Raw genomic sequence first — 15,600 nt, 5'->3', positions numbered from 1 at the left:
CTTCCCCAGCGCGCTGCACAGGGCCTACCCTGAACAAAAGATACTGTAGATCGGCAGACTATCCAACGGCAGACCAGACCCGGCGCGCGGGCAACATGCGCCGCAGGCCGCAAAAAAGGGCGTCCGCACCCTGGTGGATACGGCCGCCCCGGTTAAGGTCGGTTTGGGATTTGGTTAGCTGGCAATCTCAATATTCGTAACATTACCGTCCGAAGCCGTGAACTTCAGTTGCTTCATGTCGGTGTTGGTGCCCAAAGCTGTAACGATATCCGCCAGGTCGATGCCGGCAAGGACGCTGTTGCCGCTGCTGTCCTTGAAGGTCAGGGTGTCTCCGTCGGCTGTCAAGGCATCAGTGCTCGTGAAGGTGAGGACCGCAGACTGGCTGCTTCCGTCAAGCGAAAGCGACAGCGTATGGCTGCTGGACTCCCACTTGGCAAAGACGCCGGAGCCGCCCTCGGCGGTGAGATCTTCGGCGGTCAAACCACCAAACATTTCTACCGCATCCGCACTCCCCGCGGTATCGGTGATGGTCACCTTGTCGTAACCAGCCTGCGACACCTGGAAGGTGGCGCCGTCGCCGACGGAAACACTGGTGGCCGTGATGAAGAGGGGCAGGGTGGCGACGCTGTCTACCGCATTCTCCTGGCCAGTGCGCAGGCTTACCTGGCGGGCAAAGGTGATGCTGTTGGGATCGGTAATGCCTTCAAAGACCACGTTGATGGTCTGGCTGCCCTTGGTATAGGTGAAGGTGGTGGTCTTCTTTTTGCTGTCTACCACGGCGTTGGGGGACTTGTCCCAGTTGCCCTCACCTTCTTCCATCAGCGCGCTGTCGTTGACGTAGTCGCCCGGGCCGTAGCCCTTGACCGTGATGGTGGTCGTGCCCTTTTTGTTGTAGTTCAGGTCAGAGCCAGCTTGCAGCTTGATGCCATCCACGCCGCCTTGTGTGAGGTCCAGAGTGTCGTTGCCGCCATCGGCAATAAGCAGGTCGTCGCCGCTGCCGCCAGTGAGCAGGTCGTTGCCCAGGCCGCCCGTAAGGGAGATGCCGCCCGTGACAGAGGCGGCGTCCAGCGTGTCGTTGCCCGCGCCACCGGTGTAGACCTCAAAGCCGCTGATGCCGCCATAGAGTTCCTGCCCGGATACGGTGGCCGCGCCGGAAAGCACGGTGGTGCCGCTTTTGATGACCAGGCCAGCTGTTGCGTCATAGCTGAAGGTGATCTTGTCGTTAGCTGCGCCAAAGGAGAGGGTGTCCGTGCCTGCGCCACCCATAACGCCGCCACGCTCCACATATGTTCCGGAAGAATACTGGTACTTCTGCACAAAGCTGGCGGCGGTGATTTCCACAAAGTCGTCGCCCCCGCCGGCATCAATCATATCTACGCCGCCGCCGCCCACAATGCTGTCATCCTGGTCGTCGGTGGAGATGTAGGCAGCGTTGGCATTGCCCTGCACGGTGACGGCCTGGCCGCTGACGACCACACTGATGTAATTAGCCTCGGCGTCCAGCTTGACCACTTCTATGTCGGATATGCTGGAATTTGTACCTATGTTAAGATAAGAATAGACGGCTTCCTTGGTCACCAGCAGGGTGTCAACGCCGTTGCCGCCTGCAATACTTTCGCCATAGTCGTCGTATGTGCCGTGGTAGTAGATGAGGTCGCTGCCGTCGCCGCCCACCAGGCTATCCGCGCCGCCCTTGCCGTCCAGGGTGTCGCCGTACACGCCGGCCACAAGGGTTTCCCCGCCCGCGCTGGAGCCGGTAAGTTTTGTGGCCGCGCCGCAGTTCTCCACGTATTCGATATTCTTATGCGTTTTGCCCAGGTCGATGGCCACGCCGTAGGTCTGGATGCTGTCCGCGCCCTCGCTGGCCGCTTCCACCACCTTGTCGCCCTTGTTGTCCACAACATAGAGGTCGTTGCCTGCCCCACCCTGCATGCTGTCCGCGCCTTCGCCGCCGTCCAGGGTGTCGTTGCCGCTGCGGCCGCTGAGCGTATCGTTGCCCGCGCCGCCGTCAAGGCTGTCGTTGCCATCGCCATCAGGATCGTCGCTACTGGTATCGGTGCCAGTAATTTTATTGGCAAAGGCGTTGCCTATAAGGGTCATATTGTGGCCTTGGGCTGTATCTCCGCCAATATTCACTGCGCCGGCGGCGTTATCCAGCAGCACCACATCAATGCCGTAAATGCTGTCAGCGCCGTTCAGCGTGTTATCGCCTTTAAGGCTCATGACGTGCAGGGTGTCGATGCCTTGTTTCGCAGCCGGATCAAAAGACTCCTTGCCGTAGTAATAGATATAATCGTCGCCCTGGCCGCCGATGATGCTGTCCGCGCCGCCCTGGCCGTCTATGGTGCAGCCAACGTTGGAGTCAGCTGCCCCAGTGATAGTATCCGCGCCCGCTGTGCCCAGCAGGTAGGTATTGCTGGCGCTGCCGGTGATGCTGACGCCGCCGGCCTTGCTGTCGTCGGCGTCGCCGCGGTAGACAAAGGTGGGGATGGTCGCGCTGCCGGTCACCGTAAGACGGTCGCCAAAATAGCTGATCCAGTCATTATCACTCTTATCCGCGCCGCCCACAACCGCATAGCTCACATAGACGACGTTTGTGCCGCCAGTAACCGAGATTACATCGTTGGCGTTATTGACCACAAAGGTGGTGGCGGTGCCGGTGGCCCCACCCACAAGGGTATCGCCAGCCGTAGTGGCCGCGTTTTTGCCGCCGTCCAGGAAAAAGCTGCCGCTGCCGCTGCTGCCGCTGCCGCTGACGAAGATACGGTTGGTCAGCTCGTTGCCCGTGCCCCTGGTCGCGTTGTCTGTCAGTTCCAGGTTCTCCAGGTTCGCGCCCAGGGTGTAGGCCCCGGAGGCAATGACAGTGTCGTCGCCTCCGTTTTTACCTTCCTGCACCAGGTCGTCGCCGTACACATGATAATACAGGTCGTTGCCCAGACCGCCGATGAGGGTGTCCTTGCCATCGCCGCCGTCCAGGGTATCAGCCCCATCGCTGCCGGTGAGCTTGTTGTTGCCGCTGTTGCCCACCAGGAAGGCGGCAACGGTTTTTTTGGCCGTGGCGTTGAGGTTGTTGGCTTTCTCGCCAGGGGCCACATCCTGCAGCGCCACATACTCGATAGCGGCGTTTTTGAACTTGTTGAGGTCGATGGTGCCGCTGCTCAGCACGCTGTCCGCGCCGCCAGCGTCTTCCAGGGTGTCCGTACCGTCAAAAGAGAAGGTATCGTTGCCCGTGCCGCCCACCAGGGTGTCCTTGCCCGCGCCGCCGTCCAGGGTGCTGGCCTGCGTGGTGTTGCCCTCAATGCGGTTGTTCAGGCTGTTGCCGTAGCCCGCATTGGCGCTGCCCTGCAGGACGAGATTTTCTACATTGCTGTCATCGGTCAAGGCATAGCCGCCGGCGCTGTCGCTTTCAAAGACCACGGTGTCGTTGCCGGCGCTGTCTATAATGACATCACTGCTGCCACCGTAGAGGTGGTAGAGGTCGTTGCCCGCGCCGCCATCCAGGGTATCCGTAGCGCCAGCCTTATCGCCGTAGAGGGTGTCGTTGCCCTTGCCGCCGGAAAGGTAGTTGGAGTCCTCGTTACCGGAGAGCACGTTGTTCAGGTCGTTGCCGACGAGGGCGATGGCCTGGACTGCACCGCTAGCCGTATCATCCAGCAGCGCGCCGTTTTCAATGTTCGCGCCCAGGGTGTAGTCCACAAAGGAGTAGACCTGGTCCGTGCCCTCGTTTTTGTTTTCCACAATGGTTTCGTTGCCGGTGCGGACCACGTAGTTGTCGTCGCCCTTGCCGCCCACCAGGGTGTCGTAGCCGGAGCCGTCACCGGCATTGCTCAGGTTGCCGCTGCCGCCGTCCAGGTAGTCGTTGCCGTCGCCGGCCACCAGCATGTCGTTGCCGCCCATGCCGGTGAGCTGGTTGTTCAGGGCGTTGCCCACCAGGGTCTGGCTGTAGTTGTTGCCCGTGGCGGATTGGTTCTGGATGCTCGTCTGGGCCTGGAGCACGATGTATTCCACCTGGGAGTTGCCGCTAGCGGTATCGGCTGCTGTGGTGGAGCTGGTGCTCAGGTTCAGATCGCTTACCTGACTGTAGACCGTATCACTGCCGCCGTAGGCCGCTTCCACCACTTGGGTGCCGGCAGTGCCCGTCCCGCTGATGTAGTAGACATCGTTGCCGTCCTGGCCCGTCATGGTGTCCGCGCCGCCGTTGCCGTAAAATTGGTCGTTGGTGACGGAACCGGTGAGGGAGTCATCGTTGGCAGTGCCGTTGATGACGCCCCAGCCGGAAACGGTTTCACCGCCGTCCAGGTCGCCGTCAATGCCGGGGTTGGTGGGTTTGGTGGTGACGTCGCCCACCGTGTATTCCAGGGTCCAGTCGCCGGATGTGCCGGTAACGTCGTCAGAGGCGGCCACGTCCACGCTGGCCAGACGGGCCAGGCGGTTGATGAAGCTCTCGCCCGTGCTGCCCGCTGCCGTGTTGCAGCTATAGAGCAGCAGGTCCGCCCCTTCTGCCAGGGCCGCGCCCATAGCCGCCAGGGTGGCGGCATTGGCGTTGAGCGCCGCCTCGTCAAAGACCTGACCGCCCAGGGTTACGCTGCCCGCAGCGCCGTGGGCGTAAATGTGCACGGCCGTGGCCGGGTTTTCCAGGCTTTGCAGGGCCTGTTCCATCTGGATGAAGGCGTTACTCGTGTTTTCAATGACAAAGACCCTGGAATCGTCGCCCACGGTAAGGGAGAGGGCTTCCGCATCCAGCGAAGAATCTACAAAATAGACTTCGTTGGATGCGCCCTGCTGACGCACCTGGGCTAAAACCTGCGTTTGGTCAGCCGAGCCGACAGGGGCGGCCTGGGACATATGTTCTCCCTCTTTGCAAGGTGGCTTGAAAGTGGTGGACAAACAGGGACGACACGTCCGGGCCGTGGCCCGACATACAAAAAAGTATATATATTACTAGATGTTAAAAGGTTTTTTAAAACATATAAAACGATACGGCCCTGGTCAAGAAGGGACTGCAACGCACGGGAGTTTTCAGAATTTTTCACACAGGGGGTAGCCGCCAAGTGGTTATGGCTTGGGTTGGGCCCGCAAGACGCTGGCGCGGGCAACATGCGCCGCAGGCCGCAAAAAAGGGCGTCCGCACCCTGGTGGATGCGGACGCCCCGGTTAAGGTTGGTTTGGGATTTGGTTAGGGGTTAGGCGGTGGCGGTGATAACCTGTGTATCTACATTTTGCGTGAAGGTAAGCGCAGTCCAATTATTGGAGGTAAGGGCGTCCGCAATACTCTTAAGGTCAATAGACCCGCCCAGCAGCTGCGTCGTCCCACTGTCGCTGAACAGCTTCATGGTGTCATTTCCATCAATGCTACTAGCAGCGAACGTCAGGACGTTTGTCTGGCTAACACTACCGTCAAAGCTGATGGAGATGTTGTCATTGCTATCCTTCATGGCCGCGAGTTTCGAGCTGAGCCCGGCCACGTCAGTGATGTCGTCCACCCCAAAGAAGTTGACGACATCGGCGTCATTTCCGGTGGCATCTGTGATGGTCACCTTGTTGTAGCCGGTTGCATCCAGGTTGTAGGTATCCGCGCCTGCGCCGCCGGTGAGGGAAACTGCGCCGCTAGTATCCACCTTACCCAAGGTAAAGGTGTCAGCGCCTTCGCCGCCGGTGACCGTAAGGCTGCGGGCATCGGACACGGCACCCAGCTTGAAGGTGTCGCCGCCGCCGTTGCCGTTCAGGGCAAAGTCGCCCGTCAGGCCGGTAACGTCGAAGCTGTCGGCATTGGCCGTGCCGTTGATGGTTTCGACGCCGGACACGCCGATGGTGCCAGCCTCAGCCGTAGCCGCCAGCTTGACGGTAACGCCGGTCGTGCCGGTGGTGGTGAAGTTCAGGGTGTCGCCGGTGCCTGTGCCGCCGTCGATGGTCAGCGTGCCGGTAACAGCGCCGCCCACCTCGAAGGTGTCAGCGCCGGTGCCGCCGGTGGCGGAAACCGTACCAGCCACGGCACCCAGCTTGAAGGTGGTGGCAGTATCCGCGTTGCCGGTGAGGGTCAGGTTGCCCGTTACCGCGCTGGCGTCCACCACTTCGATGCCGGTGATGCTGGTGGCACCGAGGTCAACGCTGGTGCCGGTGACGGTGCTCGCCAGCTCCAGGGTGTCGGTGCCGGTACCGGTGCCGCCGGTGACGGTTTCAGAGCCGTAGAACTTGAAGAGGTTGTCGCCATTGCCGCCGGCCAAGACGTCTGCGCCGCCCTTGCCGTCGATGGTGTCGTTGCCGCTGCCGCCGGTGATGGTTTCAGCGGCTTCGGTGCCGGTGATGTTCACTGCTGTTTCCACCGAGCTGGCGTCCACCACTTCGATGCCGGTGATGCTCGTGGCACCGAGGTCAACGCTGGTGCCAGTGACGGTGCTCGCCAGCTTCAGGGTGTCGGTGCCAGCGCCGCCGGTGACGGTTTCAGTGCCGTAGAACATGAAGGTGTTGCTGGCGTTGCCAGTGCCCACCAGGGAGTCCGCGCCGCCCTTGCCGTCGATGGTGCCGCCACCAGCTGCGCCGGTGATGGTTTCAGCTGCTGCGGTGCCGGTGATGTTCAGGCTGCCCGTCACCGAGCTGGCGTCCACCACTTCGATGTTCTTGATGTCCGTGCCGTCGATGGCAAACGTGCCTGTGTAGCCCGCACCGAGCACCACTGTGTCGGTGCCTTCGCCTCCGTCGAGCTTCAGCGTGCCCGTGGAGGCAGCAGCAAGCTCAAAGGTGTCGGCAGCGCTGCCGCCGGTGGCGGAAACCTTGCGGGCATCGCCCACCGCGCCCAGCACAAAGGTCATGCCCGTAGCGCCGGCGTTGGTGACGGATACGTCGGTGTCATCCGTGGTGGTGGTGCTCACGCCGCTGACGTCCACAGTCTCGAAGCCCTGGTAGGCATCTTCAGCGCCGTTGATGCTGGCGGAAACGCTGTCTGTGCCGCTGAACACCAGTGTGTCCTCGCCAGCGCCACCGTTGAGGGTGGCACCCGTCAGGCCAGAGCCCACATTAAAGCTGTCGGCCTTATCCGTGCCGTTGATGGTTTCGACGCCGGTCACGCCGATGGTGCCAGCCCCAGCCGCAGCCGCCAGCGTGACGTCAACGCCCTCTGTCGCGCCTTCGGCCAAGCTGAAGTTCAGGGTGTCGGTGCCGTCACCGCCGTTGATGCTCAGCGTGCCGGTAACAGCGCCGCCCACCTCGAAGGTGTCAGCGCCGGTGCCGCCGGTGGCGGAAACCGTACCAGCCACGGCACCCAGCTTGAAGGTGTCGCCGCCTTCGCCGCCGTTCAGGGCAAAGTCGCCCGTCAGGCCGGTAACGTCGAAGCTGTCGGCATTGGCCGTGCCGTTGATGGTTTCGACGCCGGACACGCCGATGGTGCCAGCCTCAGCCGTAGCCGCCAGCTTGACGGTAACGCCGGTCGTGCCGGTGGTGGTGAAGTTCAGGGTGTCGCCGGTGCCTGTGCCGCCGTCGATGGTCAGCGTGCCGGTAACAGCGCCGCCCACCTCGAAGGTGTCAGCGCCGGTGCCGCCGGTGGCGGAAACCGTACCAGCCACGGCACCCAGCTTGAAGGTGGTGGCAGTATCCGCGTTGCCGGTGAGGGTCAGGTTGCCCGTTACCGCGCTGGCGTCCACCACTTCGATGCCGGTGATGCTGGTGGCACCGAGGTCAACGCTGGTGCCGGTGACGGTGCTCGCCAGCTCCAGGGTGTCGGTGCCGGTACCGGTGCCGCCGGTGACGGTTTCAGAGCCGTAGAACTTGAAGAGGTTGTCGCCATTGCCGCCGGCCAAGACGTCTGCGCCGCCCTTGCCGTCGATGGTGTCGTTGCCGCTGCCGCCGGTGATGGTTTCAGCGGCTTCGGTGCCGGTGATGTTCACTGCTGTTTCCACCGAGCTGGCGTCCACCACTTCGATGCCGGTGATGCTCGTGGCACCGAGGTCAACGCTGGTGCCAGTGACGGTGCTCGCCAGCTTCAGGGTGTCGGTGCCAGCGCCGCCGGTGACGGTTTCAGTGCCGTAGAACATGAAGGTGTTGCTGGCGTTGCCAGTGCCCACCAGGGAGTCCGCGCCGCCCTTGCCGTCGATGGTGCCGCCACCAGCTGCGCCGGTGATGGTTTCAGCTGCTGCGGTGCCGGTGATGTTCAGGCTGCCCGTCACCGAGCTGGCGTCCACCACTTCGATGTTCTTGATGTCCGTGCCGTCGATGGCAAACGTGCCTGTGTAGCCCGCACCGAGCACCACTGTGTCGGTGCCTTCGCCTCCGTCGAGCTTCAGCGTGCCCGTGGAGGCAGCAGCAAGCTCAAAGGTGTCGGCAGCGCTGCCGCCGGTGGCGGAAACCTTGCGGGCATCGCCCACCGCGCCCAGCACAAAGGTCATGCCCGTAGCGCCGGCGTTGGTGACGGATACGCCATCAGTGGCATTGCTCACGCCGCTGACGTCCACAGTCTCGAAGCCCTGGTAGGCAGCGCTATCGCCGTTGATGTTGGCGGAAACGCTGTCTGCGCCGCTGAACACCAGTGTGTCGTCGCCAGCGCCGCCGTTGAGGGTGGCACCCGTCAGGCCAGAGCCCACATTAAAGCTGTCGGCCTTATCCGTGCCGTTGATGGTTTCGACGTTGGTCACGCCGATGGTGCCAGCCGCAGCCGTAGCCGCCAGCTTGACGGTAACGCCGTCCTCGCCGGTGGTGGTGAAGTTCAGGGTGTCGGTGCCTTCGCCGCCGTCGATGGTCAGGCTGCCGCCTTCGTCCACAGCGCCCACCTTGAAGGTGTCGTCGTCTGCGCCGCCGTCGATGGTCAAGCTGCCAGCAAGGCTGCTGATGCTGATGCTGTCATTGCCGCCTTCCAGGGCAAAGCTGTAGCTCTCCTCCGCGACAATCGCGCGATTGAAGTTGACGGTATCGGCATTGTCCGTGGCTATAAAACGCTCAAAATCGCTAATGGTAGCCGCAGCGATGGAAGTGCCGGACTGATAGAGTGTCACACTATCGGCACCCGCCTCGAAGGTGAAGTTGGCGGCAACGGAAGCGCCCGAGCCCTTCACTTCCAGAAGGTCCGTGCCCGCAGCACCATCAAGCGCCATGTCAGAGCTCACATTGCTATTGAGCAGATGCAACACCACGGTGTCGTCACCTGCGCCGCCGTAGACGCTGGTGGCAGAAGAGGGCGCCGCGGTCAGCGTGCTGTTATCCAGCGTAATGCTGTCGTTGCCCACGTTGCCGTAGATGGTGTCGCCGCCGGTGCTGGTAATGGTGTCGTTTCTCGTGCCGCCGTAGACGGTGTTTCCGCCGCCGGTAGCCGTGATGAAGAGGGGCATGCCGGAGCTGCTGTCAGCCGCGTTCGCCACGCCACCGCTCAGGGTTCTCTGCTGGGCAAAGGTGATGCTGTTGGGATCGGTAATGCCTTCAAAGACCACGTTGATGGTCTGGCTGCCCTTGGTATAGGTGAAGGTGGTGGTCTTCTTTTTGCTGTCTACCACGGCGTTGGGGGACTTTTCCCAGTTGTCCTCACCTTCCGTCAGCACGCTGTCGTTGACGTAGTCGCCCGGGCCGTAGCCCTTGACCGTGATGGTGGTCGTGCCCTTTTTGTTGTAGTTCAGGTCAGAGCCAGCTTGCAGCTTGATGCCGTCCGCGCCGCCTTGTGTGAGGTCCAGCGTGTCGTTGCCGCCATCGGCAATAAGCAGGTCGTTGCCGCTGCCGCCAGTGAGCAGGTCGTTGCCCAGGCCGCCCGTAAGGGAGATGCCGCCCGTGACAGAGGCGGCGTCCAGCGTGTCGTTGCCCGCGCCGCCGGTGTAGACCTCGAAGTTGCTGATTTGGTTCAGGATGGCGACTGTCTTCCCGACCTTGCTGGCAATGGTCAGGTTCCCAGCAGCATCGCTGAAGGTGATGCTGTCGTTAGCTGCGCCAAAGGAGAGGGTATCCGAGCCTGCGCCGCCGTTGGCAACGCCAGCACTAAAATTGTTGGTGATTTCCACAAAGTCGTCGCCCGCGCCGGCAGCGATGCTGTCCGCGCCGCCGCCGCCGTAGATAACGTCAGCAGAGTCACTGCCGGTGATGCTGGTGGCCCCGGCATTGCCGTTGATAGTGAGAGCCGCAGCACCGCTGGCGTCTATGGCCGCCGTGGCGTCCTTTGCCAGGGTGACGACCTCAATATTTTTGATGGTGGATCCGTCGATGGTCACGGTAGCCGTGGCGTCCTTGGTCACCAGCAGGGTGTCAACGCCGCCGCTGCCGCTGCCGCCATCCACGCTTTCATTGCCGTGGTAGTAGATGAGGTCGCTGCCGTCGCCGCCCACCAGGCTGTCCGCGCCGCCCTTGCCGTCCAGGGTGTCGCCATTATCGCCGGCCACGAGGGTTTCCGCAGCCGTGGTGCCGGTGAGCTTGGTGGCTGCGCCAGAGTTCTCCACATATTCCACGTTCTTAAAGCTGGCGGAACCCAGGTCGATGGCCACGCCGGCGGTGGAGATGCTGTCCACGCCTTCGCCGTCTTTTTCCACCACCTTGTCGCCCTTATTGTCCACATAGTAGAGGTCGTTGCCCGTGCCGCCCACCATGCTGTCCGCGCCTTCGCCGCCGTCCAGGGTGTCGTTGCCGCTGCGGCCGCTGAGCGTATCGTTGCCCGCGCCGCCGTCAAGGCTGTCGTTGCCATCGCCATCAGGATCGTCGCTACTGGTATTGGTGCCAGTAATTTTGTTGGCAAAGGCGTTGCCTATAAGGGTCATATTGTGGCCTGGGGCTGTATCTCCGCCAATATTCACTGCGCCGGCGGCGTTGTCCAGCAGCACCACATCAATGCCGTGAATGCCGTCGGAGCTGTCCAGCGTTTTATCGCCTTTTTTGAGGCTCATGACGTGCAGGGTGTCGGCACCATCGCCAGCAGTTACGTTTTCCGCACCATAATAGTAGATGTAGTCAGCTTGCGAGCTGCCCTGGATGGCATCCGCACCGCCCTGGCCGTCAATGGTGCTGCTGGTGTCCCCCGCCGTGAGGGTATCCTTACCGGCCGTGCCCACCAGATAGGTGTTGTCGGCGCTGCCGGTGATATTCACGCCGCCGGCCTTGCTGTCCGCAGCATTGCCGCGGTAGACGAAGGTAAGGTTGGTGGTGGTGCCGGTGATCCGGCCGCCGAAGTAGTTGCGCCAGTCGGTGTCAGTCATCTCAGCGCCGCCCAAGACCTCATAGCTGACATAGACGACGTTGCTGCCGCCAGTGAGAACGATGGCGTCATTGGTGTTATTGACCACAAAGGTGGTGTGGCTGGTGCCGCCTTTGAGGGTATCGCCAGCGGTATTGGCCGCGTTCTGGCCGCCGTCCAGCACCACGTTGCCGCTGAGGGTGCTGGCGTCGATGACGTTGGCGAGCTCATTGCCCGTGCCCTTGGTCGCGCCGGCTGTAAGGACCAGATTCTCCAGGTTCGCGCCCAGGGTGTAGTCCCCGGAGGCAACGACAGTGTCGACGCCTCCGTTTTTACCTTCCTGCACCAGGTCGTCGCCGTCCACATAATACAGGTCGTTGCCCAGGCCGCCGTTGAGGGTGTCCTCGCCCGCGCCGCCGTCCAGGGTATCAGCCCCATCGCTGCCGGTGAGCTTGTTGTTGCCGCTGTTGCCCACCAGGGTGGCGGCAACGGTTTTTTTGGCCGTGGCGTTGAGGTTGTTGGCTTTCTCGCCAAAGGCCACATCCTGCAGCGCCACATACTCGATAGCGGCGTTTTTGAACTTGTTGAGGTCGATGGTGCCGCTGCTCAGCACGCTGTCCGCGCCGCCAGCGTCTTCCAGGGTGTCCGTACCGTCAAAATAGAAGGTATCGTTGCCCGTGCCGCCCACCAGGGTGTCCTTGCCCGCGCCGCCGTTCAGGGTGCTGCCCTGCGTGGCGTTGCCCTCAATGCGGTTGTTCAGGCTATTGCCGTAGCCCGCATTGGCGCTGCCCTGCAGGACAAGATTTTCTACCTTGCTGTCATCGGTCAAGGCATAGCCGCCGGCGCTGTCGCTTTCAAAGACCACGGTGTCGTTGCCGGCGCTGTCTATAATGACATCACTGCTGCCGCCGTAGAGGTGGTAGAGGTCGTTGCCCGCGCCGCCGTCCAGGGTATCCGCCTTGCTCCCCTTATCACCGTAGAGGGTGTCGTTGCCCTTGCCGCCGGAAAGGTAGTTGGCACTGCTGTTACCGGCGAGCACGTTGTTCAGGTCGTTGCCGACGAGGGAGGTATCAGCGTCACCCAGCAGCGCGCCGTTTTCAATGTTCGCGCCCAGGGTGTAGTTCATAAAGGAATAGACCTGGTCCGTGCCCTCGTTTTTGTTTTCCACAATGGTTTCGTTGCCGGTGCGGACCACATAGTTGTCGTCGCCCTTGCCGCCCACCAGGGTATCGTAGCCGGGGTCGCTGCCGGCGGCGCTCAGGTCGCCGCTGCCGCCGTCCAGGTAGTCGCTGCCGTCGCCGGCCACCAGCATGTCGTTGCCGCCCATGCCGGTGAGCTGGTTGTTCAGGGCGTTGCCCACCAGGGTCTGGCTGTAGTTGTTGCCCGTGGCGGACTGGTTTTGCATGCCCGTCTGGGCCTGGAGCACGATGTATTCCACCTGGGAGTCGGGGTTGGTAGCCCCGTCGTCACTTGTGGTGGCGCTCAGGTCAAAGCTGCTCACCTGGCTGTAGACCGTATCGCTGCCGCCGTAGGCCGCTTCCACCACTTTGGTGCCGGCAGTGCCCGTCCCGCTGATGTAGTAGACATCGTTGCCGTCCTGGCCCGTCATGGTGTCCGCGCCGCCGTTGCCGTAAAACTGGTCGTTGGTGACGGAGCCGGTGAGGGAGTCCGCGGCGTCAGTGCCGTTGATGACGCCCCAGCCGGAAACGGTTTCACCGGCAGCCAGGTCATCGTCAATGCCGGGATTGGTGGGGTTGGTGGTGACGTCGCCCACCGTGTATTCCAGGGTCCAGTCGCCGGATGTGCCGGTAACGTCGTCAGAGGCGGCCACGTCCACGCTGGCCAGACGGGCCAGGCGGTTGATGAAGCTCTCGCCCGTGCTGCCCGCTGCCGTGTTGCAGCTGTAGAGCAGCAGGTCCGCCCCTTCTGCCAGGGCCGCGCCCATAGCCGCCAGGGTGGCGGCATTGGCGTTGAGCGCCGCCTCGTCAACGACCTGACCGCCCAGGGTTACGCTGCCCGCAGCGCCGTGGGCGTAAATGTGCACGGCCGTGGCCGGGTTTTCCAGGCTTTGCAGGGCCTGTTCCATCTGGATGAAGGCGTTGCTCGTGTTTTCAATGACAAAGACCCTGGAATCGTCGCCCACGGTAAGGGAGAGGGCTTCCGCATCCAACGAAGAATCTACAAAATAGACTTCGTTGGATGCGCCTTCCTGGCGAATCTGGGTCAAGACCTGGGACTGGGTGGCAGAACTGGTCAGAACATCCTGACTCATGCCGTACTCCTTGAGTTGGCGTTGCACAAAAGGCAAGGAACGTCGGCTAATGACGTAACCCTGCGGAAGCACCCACATTTGAAACTTGGTAGAAGCATATCGCATTACAGGTTACAGGTCAATGAAAATCACTTTCCAACTTCGCATCATTTATAGTATTGATGTAGTTTTTTATTATCAAAAAACTATGTAATTCACCAGACAACAAGTATCGGCAAAGGCGCGCCGGCCGCAGGAAAAGGCCTGGTCCAAACCAGTGGGCCCGCCGCCCCTTGCAAAAAAGGCCCCTGCGCCGCAGGGCGCGCCGCAGGGGGCCAGGGCTGCGGCTGCCCCGCCGCGCTTGCCAAGCCGGGGCCAGCGGTGTAGCATGCGCCCCATGTTTGCCCTTGCCCACATGCGCCGCCCTTTACGGGGCCGTTCCCTTTGGCCCGCCCGCCGCACCCGCCGCGCCCGCCTCACCTGGCTGGCGGCCCTGACCCTGGCAACCGCCCTGGGCGCTGCCCTGGCATTGCCCGGCACGGCCCCCGCCGCCCCCGGCCAGGCTGCGGCTACCCCCCTGTACAGCGGCGGCCGCAGCCTGGCCGCGGACAAACCCCGCACCCCGCCCACGCGCCCCCTGAATATGCACGAGGCCGTGGAACGCGCCCTGCACAGCAACCCCAGCCTGGGCTCGCAGGAAGCGCAGAGCAAATCTACCGAAGAAACCCGCAAATCCGCCCGCGGCGCGTTCGGCCCCAAGCTGGGCATGAGCTATACCGCCACCAGAACCGATAAGGACTATTCCCCCTCCTATACCGTTTCGCAGCCGCCCAAGCAGGGCGTCTACACCTGGGGGGTGGAAGTATCGCAACCGGTCTTTACCGGCTTTAAACTTCTGGCGGATTATCAGAAAGCCGCACTGCAGGCAGAAAGCGACAAGGCCAGCCTGCGCAGTGCCGAACTTTCCATGACCGAAGAAGTGCAGACCCAGTTTTTGAATTATCTGCGCTATGAAGAAAGCGTGCGCAGCGCCGAAGATTCGCTGGCCCGGCTGCGCGACCAGCTGCGCATTACCCAGGCCTTTTACGACGTGGGCCTGCGCCCCCGCCTGGACGTGCTGCAGGCCGAAGTGGACGTGCGCAAGGCCGAAAGCACCCTTATCCAGGCCGAAAACAGCCGCGACACCAGCCTGGCCAGGCTCAACACCCTGCTGGGCCTGCCCGCCCAGGCCGCTACCCGCTATGTGGGCAGCCTGGACCACGTGCCCTTTACCCGCAGCCTGGAACAGTGCCTGGAGGTCGCCTACCGCCAGCGCCCCGACCTGTACATTGCCGCCAAATCCGTAGCCATTGCCGGCAAAAACCGGCAGGCCGTGCAGAGCGGCTACTACCCGCAGGTGGAGGCCTATTACAACGTGGCCCAGACCGGCAATACCATGGACCTGCAGCGCGTGGGCGACCAGGGCTACCGCGGCACCACCTGGGAAGTGGGCGCAAAAGCCACCTGGGACGTCTTTCAGTGGGGCACCACCTATTATGCCGACCAAAGCGCCGGCTGGCTGGTGACCAAGGTGCGCTACGAAGAAGAAAACCTTAAACTCAACGTGGGCTACGACATCAAATCCAAGCTGCTGGCCGTGCGCGATGCCGAAAAACGCATTGCCGTGGCCGAAACCGCCGTGGACCAGGCCACGGAAGCCTACAACGTGGCCCTGGCCCGCTATCAGGAACAGGTGGGCACCAACTTTGACGTGCTGGACGCCTCGTCCAACCTCACCGCGGCCCAGGCCTCGCTGACCAGCGCCAAGGCCGACTACCTCACCGCCCTGGCCCAGATCTATGTGGCCATGGGCGAATTTCAGCCGGATCTGGCCCGGCGCTGACGCGGACGGCCTCTGGAACAAAACGTCTTAGAGCAGTTAGCGAATGAAATGAGCTAACTGCTCTGCAAGGATTTTCTTGAAAATCCTTGCCACGAAATGCGAGAAGGCAGGCTTTTGCCTGCCGTAAGCGAGCATTTCAAGTGTTACATGCTCTAAAGGCGCAACGCGCTGGAGCAGATTGCCTTTGAGAACAGGCATTCTCAAAGTTTACGGCACGCGCCTTCCGGCGTTTGACCGCGCCAAGAATCTGCGTTTACGCAACCGCCAGGCGCGCCTGCCCGCCCCTACGGCCCGGCCCCTGCTGCCTGCGTTGCGCCCCCGGCAGCCGACAATTTT

Annotated in this window: 3 protein-coding genes; 1 reads left to right on the top strand and 2 read right to left on the bottom strand. The window is 62.3% G+C overall.

The annotated features are described in order from the left end of the window. Positions 1-174 precede the first annotated feature (174 nt). Together J7I12_RS11040 and J7I12_RS11035 are read right to left on the bottom strand one after the other, a co-directional pair. Positions 175-4,845 carry a DUF4347 domain-containing protein gene (locus tag J7I12_RS11040; protein ID WP_498793696.1) on the bottom strand — a complete coding sequence of 1,557 codons (4,671 nt, stop codon included), beginning with the start codon at positions 4,843-4,845 and terminating at the stop codon, positions 175-177. Between the two features lie 338 nt (positions 4,846-5,183). Continuing rightward, entirely contained in the window at positions 5,184-13,403 is an 8,220-nt protein-coding gene (locus tag J7I12_RS11035; protein ID WP_498793694.1) for a DUF4347 domain-containing protein, read from the bottom strand. 376 nt (positions 13,404-13,779) lie between these two features. Here J7I12_RS11035 and J7I12_RS11030 point away from each other — a divergent pair, with 376 nt between their 5' ends. After that, on the top strand, positions 13,780-15,264 hold the full coding sequence (locus J7I12_RS11030; RefSeq protein WP_498793693.1) for a TolC family protein: 1,485 nt from the start codon (positions 13,780-13,782) through the stop codon (positions 15,262-15,264). Positions 15,265-15,600: the final 336 nt, after the last annotated feature.

Origin of the sequence: Desulfovibrio diazotrophicus (assembly GCF_902498985.2) — a bacterium.
GTDB lineage: Bacteria > Desulfobacterota > Desulfovibrionia > Desulfovibrionales > Desulfovibrionaceae > Desulfovibrio > Desulfovibrio legallii.
The sequence above is the reverse complement of the archived record's forward strand: the minus strand, read 5'-3'. Positions and strand labels throughout refer to the sequence as shown.